This is a genomic window from Bacillus sp. EA-CB0995, from assembly GCF_055814245.1.
This window is the reverse complement of record NZ_CP169269.1, coordinates 938,394-951,744: the sequence shown is the minus strand read 5'-3', so window position 1 is coordinate 951,744 and position 13,351 is coordinate 938,394. Positions and strand designations below refer to the sequence as shown.

The window sequence follows — 13,351 nt, the reverse complement described above, 5'->3', positions numbered from 1 at the left end:
GCTGCAAATATATCCTTTGTTACAAGAATGCGCATACACCATAATCAATTATATTTATTCGAACGATAGGGCATGATTTCCTCCTACCATAACCCAGCCATTTGTTTCGCTTTTTTCAAATACAAATATGTGCATAATATATAAAAATTCCCACAGACTAAAGTTATCTTATTTGGATAAAGAGGGAATACATATGTTTTTTAAATGGTTTCATAGAAAAAAGAACAGTACAGATGCAACAAAGAAGGAACAAATGAAAGGCACACAACAAACTAAGCAAACGGAGCAACAGCCAAAACAACAACAAGCTCAAGCAAGTAAACAACAACCGGAACAGCAACAAGCTCAAGCAAGTAAACAACAACCGGAACAGCAACAAGCTCAAGCAAACAAGCAACAGCCGGAACAACAACAAGCTCAAGCAAACAAGCAACAGTCGGAACAACAACAAGCTCAAACAAGCAAGCAACAGCCGGAACAACAACAAACTCAAACAAACAAGCAACAACCAGAGCAACAACAAACTCAAACAAATAAGCAACAGCCGAAACAACAACAAGCTCAAACAAATAAGCAACAGCCAAAACAACAACAAGCTGATACAAATAAGCAACAGCCAAAACAGCAACAAGCTGATACAAATAAGCAACAGCCAAATCAACAACAAGCTGATACAAATAAGCAACAGCCAAATCAACAATCAAACCAACAATATTCCAAACAAAGTAAAAACGGCATTTTCGATTTTAGTAAGCCAGAGCATGAAACAGCTCATTCACTACAAGAACTTCTGCAAAAATTACAAGAATCAAGCGATTTTGTTCACTATCATACTTCCGAAGACCCAGCTAAGCCTTATTGGATTTCGTATTTTCGTACATCAATGGATGGTATGAGATTACAAAATTATTTAATGCCTGCTTTATTACATCATACTGCGCCAACACTAGAAGAAATAAAAGCAATGGTTCCAATAAGCGGCCTTACCATTACAAGTGATGTAAAAAAATTGAAGAAATGGTCTTAAAAGGGCATGCCATTATTCAACTGCAGGAGCATGATACTGAATGCCTACTTGCAAACATCGCAATTGAGAAATACAGATTGCCGAGTATACCATTAAACGAATCAGCAGTTATTGGGCCGCAAGAAGGATTTGTAGAGGATATCGATACAAACATTAATCTTGTTCGTAAGCGTTTACCAGTCCTGGAATTAAAAACAAAAGAATTGTTAATCGGGGAATTTTCAAAAACAAAAGTCGTTATGATGTATTTGAGTAATTTAGCAGAAGAAGAAAACATCACATATTTAGAAGATATCCTGAGCAAAATTCAATATGAGCAAATTAATGATAGCTATTATATTCCCCATTTAATGGGCGATACATCTATTTTTCCAACTTTTATTAATACAGAACGTGCTGATCGTGTAAGCAGCGGGCTCGTTGACGGAAAAATTGCTCTATTTGTCGATGGTTCACCAAATGTTTTATTAGCACCTGTATCTCTACTAGACTTCTTCATCTCGCCTGAGGATTACAGTGTGTCATGGTTTTATGCAACATTTTCCCGCTTATTACGTTTTTTAGCAGTTACATTTTCAATTTGTGCAACGCCTCTATATGTAGCGGTGCTTAGTTATCATTACGAATTGATTCCAAGTGATTTGCTGGAAACATTAATTTTATCGCGGGCACAAGTGCCATTCCCGCCTTTAATAGAGGCTATTTTTCTAGAGTTAGCCATTGACCTTCTCCGTGAAGCAGGGACACGTTTACCAATGAAAGTCGGACAAACACTCGGTATTGTAGGCGGTATCGTTATTGGGCAAGCATCTGTACAAGCGGGATTAACAAGTAATATTTTGTTGATCATCGTCGCCTTATCTGCGCTTGCATCGTTTATTACACCCATTTATAAAATGGGTAATGCCGTTCGTTTACTTCGCTTTCCATTTCTAATACTTGCAGAGTTGTGGGGACTATTAGGAATTTCGCTAGGATTTGTCATTCTTTTAACGCGACTTTTTCAATTATCATCCCTTCGAAAACCGTACGGGCTTTTTTATCCATTTCGGAAACAGTCGATAAAAGACTCACTCGTACGAATGCCCTTATCGAAAATAGATACACGCAATATTCAATCAAGGCCGCAACATGCCGGTCGTTATGTAAAAGAAGTGTTTCAAAAACGTATGACAGATTTTGATGAGTAAGAAACGAGGAGAGCATATGAGTACAGTTAAAATAACCTACAAAGTATCTCCCATTTTTGCTTTTTTCTTAATCCATAGTGCACAATTCGGGGTTGGTGTTCTTGGATTTGCACGTATTATTGCAAAAGCTGCCGGATACGATGCATGGATAGGCGTTATTATTGGAGGGATAATAATTCACCTTCTGATGTGGATGATGTACCGTTTATTAGGAAGTGTGAATGGAAACCTGATTACATTGCATCAAAATATATTTGGAAAATGGATAGGAAATGCATTCACTCTAATATTTCTTGTATATTTCTTTCTTGTTAGCGTATCCGTTATGCGCACGTACGTAGAAATTGTTCAAGTTTGGATGTTCCCAACAGCAGCTACATGGAAATTAACAATCTTTTTATCTCTACTTAGTTATTACATTATCTCATCTGGCTTTCGAGTTATGACTGGTATTTGTGTTGTTTCTGTTGTCGCTACATGCGGATATATCATGATGTTATTTTTAGCAATGAAATACAGTAACTTTGCAAACCTACTACCTATATTCTCTCATTCTTTTGGGGATATTTTAAAATCAGTTCAAGCATCTGTTTATACAATGATTAGTTTCGAAATTATTTTGATGATATATCCATTTATTAAAACACCCGAGAAATCTCATAAATTTGCACAATATGGTGTTTTATTTTCTAACTTTTTATATTTACTAAGTACAATTCTTGCTTTTGCGTTCTTTAGCGAAAAACAATTATCAAAAACAATTTGGTCACAGCTATCCATCACACAAGTAATTAAACTTCCTTTCATTGAGCGACTAGAATATATTGCTATCTCCGGCTATGCACTCATTGCAATTACAAGTATCATCCTACCCTTATGGGGTGCAACAAGAGGATTACATGAACTATTTCGCGTAAAACAAAAATACATATTAATTTCCTTACTATTCTTAACCGTCATTATTTCACAATTGCTAACAGAACGGTATGACATTAATAATTTTATTAGTCAAGTCTCAAAAGCAAGTTTTTGGATTGTTTACGTGTACATCCCGGTTTTATTTCTTATAATGTGGGTGAAAAAGAAATGGAAAACATCAAAAAGCAAGTAGTATTCCTTTTTAGTTTATGCTTATTTTTTACAACAGCATGTGTACCCAAAAACATTGTTGATGATCTTAGCCTCATTCAAGGTGCTGTTTTTGATGTCGCCTCAGATACAGACTCAAATAAAAAAGAGTAAAAGTGACTTACGTTTGTCCTATTCAAAGAAAAGGGAATAAAGTACAAGTACTTCAAGGGTATGGGAATACAGTCAAACAAATTAAAGTAACAACTTCTTTAGAATCTGGACAACCTCTTGTCAGCGGACAAATGCGCGTTAATCTTTTCACAGAAAAACTAGCTAAAAAAGGACTCTCTGGTATACTTGATACGCTTCTTCGCGATGTAACTATCGGTAACTTATTATATGTTGGCATCCTTGAAGGTGGCGGAAATGGAGAAGGGGAAAAACTGCTCACAGGCAAATATAACACATCTGCTAACGTAGCAATCTACATGACAAAAACGTTAGAACATAATATGAAAACGGGTGTATTACCAAAAGATAATTTACACCTTCAGGCTGCCAGATATTATCGTGAAGGGCAAGATACGTATATGCCTATATTAAAAAAGAAAAATAAAAGCATTAAAATTACAGGTATGGCTCTTTTCAAAACAGGTATGTATATAGGAAAAGTAGAAGAAAAAGATATGTTTCTTTTTAAATCACTGCTCGAGAAAAGTCAGATGGATTCGCATGAATTTAAAACAAAATTAGGCTATACGATCATTAACAATATTCGTTCTTCTCCTTCTTATCGTGTATATGTAAGCAACGGCAAGCCTTCCTTTTTTATTCACGTAAAAATGGCAGCTCGCATTCAAGAGGTTTCGAAGCAAGCTAACCTAGAAAACAAAAAAAATGTAGAAAAAATACGAAAAGACATTGAAAAGAGCTTAAATGCAGATGGAGTAAAATTAATAAAAAAATTTCAATCTCTTGATACAGACCCGCTCGCTTTAGGTGCCAGATTTAAACAACACTACAGACCTTTTAAATTGAAAGAATGGGAAAAAATGTACAAAGATGTTCCTGTGAAAGTAAAGTATACAGTTGATATTACAAATTCAGGCGTTATTGAGTAAAATAATTGATCCTCTTTCCTAAAATTAAATTGGAAAGAGGATCTTTTTTAGTAAAAACAGATTTTAAGCCTCCCTAACGTAAATCATGTTACAATAAAAATCGGCAAAGAACGAGAAAGGATGAAACAACATGACAAACGAAAAAGGTTTAGATAAAGGATATGAACTTGTTGCGAAAATGCATGAAGTATTCGGTCACCCTGTTGCTGATACTCCAACAAAATTAACAGAAGAGCGTGCAAAAATTCGTGCAAGCTTTATGCAAGAAGAACTAGAGGAGTTCTTAGAAGCAAATACAGTAGAAGATCAATACGATGCATTAATTGACTTAATTTACTTTGCATTTGGAACGTTTGCTGAAATGGGTGTACGTCCTGATAAAGGTTTTGAGATTGTGAACAATGCAAACATGGCAAAATTATTCCCAGACGGTAAACCACGCTTCCGCGAAGGTGACGGCAAGATTTTAAAACCTGAAGGATGGGAAGCACCAGAACCACAACTTCGTGCGGAAATTGAACGTCAGCGTCAAGAAGCAAAAAAATAATATATGATTTCCATTTGAAAAGGAGCCATCTGTTAAATGGCTCCTTTTCTCTATTTCTTCTTCGAATCTCCCATCTGAGGTTGCTTTCCTTTCGAAGCATTTGCATCGAAATTAGGCTGTCTTTGGCCAGTATTGTTACTTCTACCTTTTCCCATATGTATACACCCCCTTTTTCTTTATCATTCCCAAATAAAAAATCTCCTTGCATAGAAGGAGATTTTCTTTAAGGCACTAACGCCCTATTCCATAGTTGTTTAATCTTACATGCCTTGATATGGCGTGACAGAAGGATGGCCGTGATAATAACCATGGTGATGAGGATGATAAATAACATGTTGATAGCCATGATGATGATATGGATAATGTGGATGATACCCCACATGATGATATGGATAATGTGGATGATATCCCACATGATGATAGCCATAAGGATATCCTCCATGTGGATATCCTACTTGTGTTGTAGGAACTCCACCCATGCCAGATGGACTAATCATTTGTCGTTGTTCATTATAATTCATTTCGTTCACCTCTTCCTCACAATTTAATGTGTCGATGTTATCATATTGCAAAAAGAGAAATAGGTGTTTGTCTGTCTAAAATTCAGCTCTTTCATCCCGTTCAAAACATAAAAAGAGCACCTAAAAATAGGTGCTCTTTTCCATTAATTCGCTACGATATTCACAAGTTTTCCAGGAACAACAATTACTTTACGAACTGTTTTCCCTTCAATTTGCTCTTTAATTGCCTCAATTGCAAGTTGTTCCATTTCTTCTTTTGATGCATCTTTTTTCATCGTTAGCTTCGCACGTACTTTGCCCATGACTTGAACAACGATTTCAACTTCATCTTCTACAAGTTTAGACTCATCAAATGTTGGCCAGCTTACATATGTGATTGTTTCGTTATGTCCAAGCTTGCTCCAAAGCTCTTCCGCTACGTGCGGTGCAACTGGTGCTAACAATTTCACAAAACCTTCTACATATTCTTTTGGAAGTGTTTCTGCTTTATATGCATCATTTACAAACATCATCATTTGAGAAATCGCAGTGTTAAAGCGAAGTTCTGCATAGTCTTCTGTTACTTTCTTCACTGTTTGATGATATGCTTTTTCAAGATTTTTATTTGCTGCATCTGTAATTTTCTCGCTTAGTTCACCATTATCTTGAACAAATAGACGCCATACGCGATCTAAGAAACGACGAGCTCCGTCAAGACCATTTTCAGACCAAGCAATAGAAGCATCTAATGGTCCCATAAACATTTCGTATAGACGAAGTGTATCTGCACCGTGGCTTGCTACGATATCATCAGGGTTTACAACGTTACCTTTTGATTTACTCATCTTCTCGTTGTTTTCACCTAGAATCATACCTTGGTTAAATAGTTGTTGGAATGGCTCTTTCGTTGGAACCACGCCTACATCATATAATACTTTATGCCAGAAGCGTGCATATAGTAAATGAAGTACTGCATGCTCTGCACCGCCGATGTAAATATCGACTGGAAGCCATTGTTTAATTTTTTCTGGATCAGCAAGTGCTTCGCTGTTTTTCGGATCGATATAACGTAGGTAATACCAGCAGCTACCTGCCCATTGCGGCATTGTGTTTGTCTCGCGGCGACCTTTCTTACCAGTCACTGGATCAACAATATTTACCCACTCATCAATGTTTGCAAGTGGTGATTCACCTGTACCAGATGGACGGATGTTCTCTGTTTTCGGAAGAACTAATGGTAATTCTTCTTCTTTTACAGCTGACATTGTGCCATCTTCCCAGTGGATAATCGGAATCGGCTCACCCCAGTAACGTTGACGGCTAAATAACCAGTCACGAAGACGGTATGTTACTTTTTGATTTCCTGCACTTGTTACTTCAAGCCATTCAATCATTTTTGCAATTGCTTCTTCTTTATTTAAGCCATCTAAGAATGCAGAATTTACGTGAGCACCATCACCTGTATGTGCTTCTTTCGTAATGTCTCCGCCTTCTACAACTTCTTTCATTGGAAGCTCGAATGTTTGCGCAAACTCGTAATCACGCTCATCATGTGCTGGAACTGCCATTACTGCACCTGTTCCGTAGCTAGCAAGCACATAGTCAGCGATCCAGATTGGTAATTTCTCACCGTTTACTGGGTTAATCGCATAAGCACCTGTAAATACGCCTGTTTTTTCTTTCGCAAGCTCTGTACGCTCTAAATCACTTTTCGCTTTTACAGAATCAATGTATGCTTCCACTGCTTCTTTTTGATCTGCAGTTGTAATTTCTGCAACAAGCGCATGCTCTGGAGCAAGTACACAGTAAGTTGCACCAAATAGTGTATCAGGACGCGTTGTAAACACCGTAAACTTCTCATCTGTACCGTCGATGTTAAAGTGTACTTCTGCTCCTTCAGAACGACCGATCCAGTTGCGCTGCATATCTTTTAAGCTTTCTGGCCAATCAAGTTCATCTAAGTCTTCAAGTAAACGATCTGCATAAGCTGTAATCTTAAGCATCCATTGTCTCATCGGACGACGCTCAACAGGATGTCCGCCGCGCTCACTTACGCCATCAATTACTTCTTCGTTCGCAAGTACAGTACCAAGTGCCGGGCACCAGTTTACTGGTACTTCATCCACGTAAGCTAAGCCTTTTTCAAATAATTTTAGGAAGATCCATTGTGTCCACTTGTAATAGCCTGGATCTGTCGTATTTACTTCACGATCCCAATCATAAGAGAAACCTAATGATTTAATTTGATTGCGGAACGTGTTAATGTTTTTCTCTGTAAATTCAGCCGGGCTGTTTCCAGTATCAAGTGCGTATTGCTCTGCTGGAAGACCGAACGCATCCCATCCCATTGGATGAAGTACGTTATAGCCTTGCATACGTTTCATACGAGATAAAATGTCCGTTGCTGTATATCCTTCTGGATGTCCTACGTGCAGACCTGCACCTGATGGATATGGGAACATATCTAGTGCGTAAAATTTCGGTTTATCTGTTTCATCTGGCGTACGGAATGTTTTATTCTCTTCCCAATACGCTTGCCACTTCTTTTCAATTTCTTGATGATTGAAGCTCATGAAATACCCTCCATTCAAATTCTATATATTTTCACCGCCAAAAATACAAAAAACCCCTCATCCCAGAAAAGGGACGAGAGGTTATATTCCCGCGGTACCACCCTAAATTAATGTCATACATACATTCGCTTAGATCCGTAACGTGGATAGACGACAAATCGCTACTATCTTTCACGATTGCAACTCCAAGGCGAGTTCATAACGAAACGTGGATTGACTTGCACCGACCGTCAACTCTCTAAACCAGCTTCTATTACTACTACTCCTTATCACTGTTATTACATATGAGTTATTTAAAATATATTCTAAAACAAGTTACATGTTCCGTCAAACTAAACTGCAATTTTTTCTTCTACTGTTTCTTCAACCCGTACTCTCTTATCATAAATACTCGTTGCGATAAGTGCTACTACAAGCATTACCATTATCGCTATGAACAATACTTCCATATTATATAGATCTACAATTGCTCCGCCGACAACAGGTCCAAACATTTTCCCAACAGTTGCTGCACTATTTACAACACCTTGATAAAAACCGAGCTTATCATTTGGTGCAAGGATATTCGCAATTGTTGGAATAGCTGGCCAAACAAATAATTCACCAATTGTTAATGTCACCATTGCGACAAGGAACATTGTAAATTGCTGCGCTTGACTCAGTACAATGAAGGATACTGCGAAAATACCAATCCCGATCATAATCTGTTGTTTTAAAGAACGCTTCATCGCTCGAATAATCATACTTATTAATGGCTGAGCACAAACAATCATCGCACCATTTATCGTCCATAATAAACTATAATGACGAAGACTAATATTCAATTCCTGCATATACGTTGCAATCGCTCCTTGCCACTGTACATATGTAACCCAGCATAAAGCATATGCTACACATACAATAAGAAGCGCCTTGAATCCTGGTGTAAGTGACCAACCTTTTTTCGTTTTTTCTTTTACTTCTACACTCTTCTCTTTCTTATCTTCCATACCACGGAATCCAATAAAAGCAATTAAGAAGAAAATAAAGTATAAAATAAAGTTCGCTAAGAAAATATAATCAAAACGATAAGAAGCAACTAAGCCACCGCACGCTGTTCCAATAGCGATTCCAACGTTTTGTCCTACATACATCGCATTAAATGCTCTCCGTCCGCCTTCTGGCCAAACCGTTCCGACCATTGCATACATCGACGGAAAGACCATTCCAGAACCAAATCCAATTAACGCAAGCCACACAACATAAAATGGCCAACCATGGAAGAATACCAGTCCTAAAATCGCTAATAGTGTAATAACAATACCAACTAAAATGGACTTATATCCGCCCCATTTATCAAATAAAACACCGCCGAGTAAATTACCAATTACTCCTGTTAACGAGTTAATCATTAATACCATTCCGGCCACAGATAATGACTTCCCTAAATGATCATGTAAATAAATGGTGTTAAAAGGCCATAAAAAAGAAGCACCTGTGACATTAATAATCATCCCAGCTACTAATAGCCATACTTTCCTTGGCATGCCCCTTCCCTCCTATTCTATTATTTTTTCGGTCTTCAATAACAGTAAAATTGTAGTCGTTTTTGAATAGGAAGGCAAATGATTAATAGTTGGTGAAATTCAGATAATGAGATATAAAATAAAACCCACCTCTACATAAAGAGATGGATTTCCTTTCACACTTTACAGCATTTGGAGAATACATTGAAGTTTCATCCCCTTATAAATCACGTGATTTAAATGTACGAATCGCTATAAAAATAGCTGCTAACACATATAAAACAGCATAAACAATCATCATATTACTCGGTGTCGAAACACTCCCGAACACTCCTTGTGAGGCTATTGATAAAGGATTGTCTGATGAATCAAATAAATAGATTGTCATTTTACGATACATTGTATCAATTGGGAATAAAAGGCTTGCAATTATGCCCATGTTTACAAGTGCTGTTTTTTGTGCCAATGTACCGATTTGCTCAACAAATCCGCCAATAAACCCAGTTCCGTACAAAATAATTAACACAATGCCAGCATTTAATGTCGCCATACGTGTGCTTAGTAATATCGCGATGCTAATTAAAATAACGGGCTGTATTAAAAAAAGAGCCAATGCTTTTATAATCTGCGTCGCCGTGAAATCTAAATGAAACGTATTCCCTCCCATTGTTTGATGAATAAGCACGATACTTATAAATAGAAAGGCTGCGTACGCAATCAGTAAGCAACATAAGCCGATCCATTTTCCCATTAAAAAGGAAAAGCGCGAAATCGGTCTCGTCAACCATGTATCAATTTGATGACTTTCAATTTCATTGGCAATGCTGCCAACACTACTTAAAATAGCTAACAACGCTGTGATAAACGAAGAAAAGTATAACCCTACCCCAAGAAGTTGTGTAGAAAAGAAACTCTTGCTCATAAAATCTTGAGCTGTCGAAAGACCACTAGATTCTCCTGGAATGATTTCACTGACGGCGTAATGAATGGCCACTCCATAAAATATTAAAAAGGCAAAAGTCATACATAATGTAATGGTAAAAATACGCTTTAAAAGGATTTCTTTAAATGATAACTTGGCGATTGTCCACATGCTGCGTCCCCTCTTTCTTATTCACCCAGTACATAAACACATCTTCCAAATGCGGGTGAACCGGATTTAGCTGATACACAGGAATATGTAGTGATACAAATGCTTCTAACAATCTAGGAATGTCGTCTTCTTGTTGCAGCGTGATAATCCAACGTTTACGATTTTGCTGTTCTTCTATCTTCCTTACATTTTTAATAAACGGAGGCAGTTGTTTAAAAAACAATTCGCTCTTTTCGCCAAGTGTTACTTCAACTTCTGTTTGAATCATCATTAATGAGCGCCAATCTCCTTGTACAATTAACTCTCCCTTATTAATAATCGCCACGTGATCACATAGATGTTCAATTTCATTTAATAGATGGCTATTTAAAAATACTGTCTTCCCTTGGTCTCGAAGCTCTTCCATTAAATGACGCACTTCTTTTCGTCCGATTGGATCAAGCGCGGATGTTGGCTCATCTAAAAAAATCAATTCCGGATCAGAAAGCAGGGCACAGGCCAGTCCAATACGCTGCTGCATTCCTTTTGAATAACCGCGAATTTTTTCTTTCTCCCTTCCCTTTAGACCTACTTTTTCAATAACCTCATTCATTTTTGCTTTCCGCTCTCGAAAAGGCAGATCGCATAATTTCGCATGCGTTTCAAGTAACTGCCAACCAGTCAGCCAATCAGGATAGCGAAACAGTTCAGGTAAATAGCCAATGCGCCGTTTTGATTCAATTGTCCCAATCGGCTGTCCTAGCATTTGCGCTGTTCCAGAATCCGCGTGAATCAATCCAAGCATCGTTCGCACAAACGTACTTTTCCCTGCACCGTTAGGACCTATAAACCCGAATACAGTACCGCGCGGAACGTCTAATGAAATGTTGCGGATACCGCCTTTTCCGTTATATTGTTTTGTTAAATTCTTTGTTTGTATAATCCAGTCTTCGTTCATGTTTTACCTCCGCCCTATACAGGAACAGAGCCGCCCCTTTTGCGGAGCCGCTCTTGTTCAATCATTATTTTAATTCATTTGCAAGTTTAATAAGATCACTTGCATTCATATCTTTTCCTTGCTCTTTATGTTGCTCGATCATATGCAATTTCCCATCTTTCTCCCAAATCAGCACGTTTTCATATTCAGCACTATATAAAACGGCCTTTACTCCTTGAACCTTTGTCTCTGATGCTTTTGCATCTTTTGCTACATAAGGAATCGGCAATGTATGTGTCCAATCTTGAATACCTGCAAGTTGTGTTTTCACATTCCCAGGAATAATCGGAAGCTCTAAAACTGTTTTTTGTAATTTCGCAACATCTACACCTTCTGGAACAGAAATTTTTGGTGCATCAATCACATTATAAGAAAAAGCGCTTGATGTTCGATTGCCCTCAACTTCTATTTGAGTACGTACTGATTCCGGAACTGTGATTGAAAACTGCTTACCATTCAAAGCACTTTCAAATTGCGTATTACTTTGTAATTGTTTCAATAATTTATTAGCTTTTTCTGTATCGAGCTCAAATTGCATAATAAATGACGGATTCACATCCACATTCGTTACACGATATCCATTTGGTACTTTTGGAACATCATATCCAGCTTCTCTTGCTTGCTGTTCTGACTGAAAATGAGCATCTTTTTTACTTCCATTATCTTTGATTCCTATTTTCCCAATTCCTTTAATGGACTTTTCTCCTTCTTCCATATTAGAGATCCATCCTTCCATTTCACGTAAGTCTGAATCAGTAAGTTGAACGAGCTGCACATCCTTTACTCGAAAAATCGATAACAAGTTACTTGCTCCTGCCCGTACTTCTGGAACTGTTAAAGACACACACACAACTGCCGCTGCCGCTGTTGCAGCAATCCAACGTTTAGATGATTTCTTCATATTCTCCCATCTTCCCTTCTTTTTAATTTCCTCACTGTTTGTTTCTTTCGTATTATGATTTTGTATATTTTGTTCAAAGTTTTTCCAAGCTCGATCAACGTCGATATCAACTTCTTGACCAACGTTTGTGAATTCATCATCCAATACCACTTGTACCCATTGATTAAGCTTGCTCATTTCTTCTAACGTCTTTTGACATGCTTTACATTGGTCAAGATGCTGAATATATCGCTTTCTTTCATCGCGGTTTAATTCTCCATCTAAATATGCCTGAATAAATCCAATATCTTGGCATTTCATTTGTCACTCCTCCTTTACCCCTCTATACATCTTCCGAAATTTTGCCTTTGCTCTTGCTAGCATTGTTCCAACCGAGGAAACTTCCATATGAGTTGCCTCCGCTATTTCTTTATATTGAAATCCCGAAAACTTCATCAATAAGAGGGTACGTTCACGCTCATCCATTTCTTTTAATGTACTTTGTACACAAGTAATTTCTTCTTTTTGAATACATTGTTCTTCCGATGACGGACAGCTAATTGACTGTTTATTATTGGCTTCTTTTTCGATTCTTGCTTGATTCCTTTTTTCAGATCGCAAATAGTTATATGCCGCATAAATGGATGCTTTTGCAAGCCATGCCGATACACTTTCAATTTGGTTCCATTTTGTATGATATAATTGCAAAAATACTTCCTGCGCTAAATCTTCAGCAATTGCTTGATCTCGCACAATCCTCATAATTTGTCTCACAACGTGAGCATAATATTGTTTAAATACATCTTGAAACTGTATATTGGAAACCGAATCTTGTTCATACATATTTAACAATGAAGCTTTCACCTCC

9 protein-coding genes, 2 pseudogenes and 1 other annotated feature are annotated in these 13,351 nt (G+C 37.5%); of the genes and pseudogenes, 4 read left to right on the top strand and 7 right to left on the bottom strand.

The window, feature by feature from the left end; all coding sequences use genetic code 11:
• Nucleotides 1-193: 193 nt before the first annotated feature.
• The 4 genes and pseudogenes from ACEWFJ_RS05035 to ACEWFJ_RS05020 all read left to right on the top strand — a co-directional run bounded on the left by ACEWFJ_RS05035 (nt 194) and on the right by ACEWFJ_RS05020 (nt 4,956).
• A pseudogene (locus ACEWFJ_RS05035) lies at nt 194-2,217 on the top strand (spore germination protein).
• A 16-nt stretch (nt 2,218-2,233) separates the two neighbouring features.
• The gene (locus tag ACEWFJ_RS05030; protein ID WP_473690800.1) at nt 2,234-3,328 is read left to right on the top strand and encodes a GerAB/ArcD/ProY family transporter; all 1,095 of its coding nucleotides are present in this window, start codon (nt 2,234-2,236) and stop codon (nt 3,326-3,328) included.
• A pseudogene (locus ACEWFJ_RS05025) lies at nt 3,304-4,409 on the top strand (Ger(x)C family spore germination protein). The gene ACEWFJ_RS05030 and the pseudogene ACEWFJ_RS05025 overlap by 25 nt, the downstream one beginning before the upstream one ends.
• Before the next feature lie 130 nt (nt 4,410-4,539).
• A complete protein-coding gene (locus tag ACEWFJ_RS05020) occupies nt 4,540-4,956 on the top strand; it encodes a pyrophosphohydrolase domain-containing protein (RefSeq protein WP_253630643.1) in 417 nt (138 codons plus the stop codon).
• A 260-nt stretch (nt 4,957-5,216) separates the two neighbouring features.
• Here ACEWFJ_RS05020 and ACEWFJ_RS05015 read toward each other — a convergent pair whose 3' ends face one another.
• The 7 genes from ACEWFJ_RS05015 to ACEWFJ_RS04985 form a co-directional block, all read right to left on the bottom strand.
• Nucleotides 5,217-5,477: a hypothetical protein gene (locus tag ACEWFJ_RS05015; RefSeq protein ID WP_473690798.1), complete on the bottom strand. Its 261-nt coding sequence runs from the start codon at nt 5,475-5,477 to the stop codon at nt 5,217-5,219.
• 143 nt (nt 5,478-5,620) lie between these two features.
• Nucleotides 5,621-8,029, bottom strand: coding sequence for a leucine--tRNA ligase (leuS, locus tag ACEWFJ_RS05010; RefSeq protein WP_473690796.1), 2,409 nt, complete (start codon nt 8,027-8,029; stop codon nt 5,621-5,623).
• 66 nt (nt 8,030-8,095) lie between these two features.
• Nucleotides 8,096-8,311 (bottom strand) — a binding site (T-box leader).
• 50 nt (nt 8,312-8,361) lie between these two features.
• The gene (locus ACEWFJ_RS05005) at nt 8,362-9,555 is read right to left on the bottom strand and encodes an MDR family MFS transporter (RefSeq protein WP_473690794.1); all 1,194 of its coding nucleotides are present in this window, start codon (nt 9,553-9,555) and stop codon (nt 8,362-8,364) included.
• A 199-nt stretch (nt 9,556-9,754) separates the two neighbouring features.
• A complete protein-coding gene (locus ACEWFJ_RS05000) occupies nt 9,755-10,627 on the bottom strand; it encodes an ABC transporter permease subunit (RefSeq protein WP_440602370.1) in 873 nt (290 codons plus the stop codon).
• On the bottom strand, nt 10,599-11,564 hold the full coding sequence (locus ACEWFJ_RS04995; protein ID WP_473690791.1) for an ABC transporter ATP-binding protein: 966 nt from the start codon (nt 11,562-11,564) through the stop codon (nt 10,599-10,601). The genes ACEWFJ_RS05000 and ACEWFJ_RS04995 overlap by 29 nt, the downstream gene beginning before the upstream one ends.
• A gap of 64 nt (nt 11,565-11,628) precedes the next feature.
• Nucleotides 11,629-12,804: an anti-sigma factor family protein gene (locus tag ACEWFJ_RS04990; RefSeq protein WP_473690789.1), complete on the bottom strand. Its 1,176-nt coding sequence runs from the start codon at nt 12,802-12,804 to the stop codon at nt 11,629-11,631.
• A gap of 3 nt (nt 12,805-12,807) precedes the next feature.
• Nucleotides 12,808-13,326, bottom strand: a complete 519-nt coding sequence (locus ACEWFJ_RS04985) for an RNA polymerase sigma factor SigX (protein WP_473692355.1) — start codon at nt 13,324-13,326, stop codon at nt 12,808-12,810.
• Between the last annotated feature and the right edge of the window lie 25 nt (nt 13,327-13,351).

Bases quoted from the DNA above. Each gene is read 5' to 3' on its own strand.
- ACEWFJ_RS05030 (WP_473690800.1), top strand. From the start codon at position 2,234: ATGAGTACAGTTAAAATAACCTACAAAGTATCTCCCATTTTTGCTTTT.
- ACEWFJ_RS05020 (WP_253630643.1), top strand. From the start codon at position 4,540: ATGACAAACGAAAAAGGTTTAGATAAAGGATATGAACTTGTTGCGAAA.
- ACEWFJ_RS05015 (WP_473690798.1), bottom strand. From the start codon at position 5,477: ATGAATTATAATGAACAACGACAAATGATTAGTCCATCTGGCATGGGT.
- leuS (WP_473690796.1), bottom strand. From the start codon at position 8,029: ATGAGCTTCAATCATCAAGAAATTGAAAAGAAGTGGCAAGCGTATTGG.
- ACEWFJ_RS05005 (WP_473690794.1), bottom strand. From the start codon at position 9,555: ATGCCAAGGAAAGTATGGCTATTAGTAGCTGGGATGATTATTAATGTC.
- ACEWFJ_RS05000 (WP_440602370.1), bottom strand. From the start codon at position 10,627: ATGTGGACAATCGCCAAGTTATCATTTAAAGAAATCCTTTTAAAGCGT.
- ACEWFJ_RS04995 (WP_473690791.1), bottom strand. From the start codon at position 11,564: ATGAACGAAGACTGGATTATACAAACAAAGAATTTAACAAAACAATAT.
- ACEWFJ_RS04990 (WP_473690789.1), bottom strand. From the start codon at position 12,804: ATGAAATGCCAAGATATTGGATTTATTCAGGCATATTTAGATGGAGAA.
- ACEWFJ_RS04985 (WP_473692355.1), bottom strand. From the start codon at position 13,326: ATGTATGAACAAGATTCGGTTTCCAATATACAGTTTCAAGATGTATTT.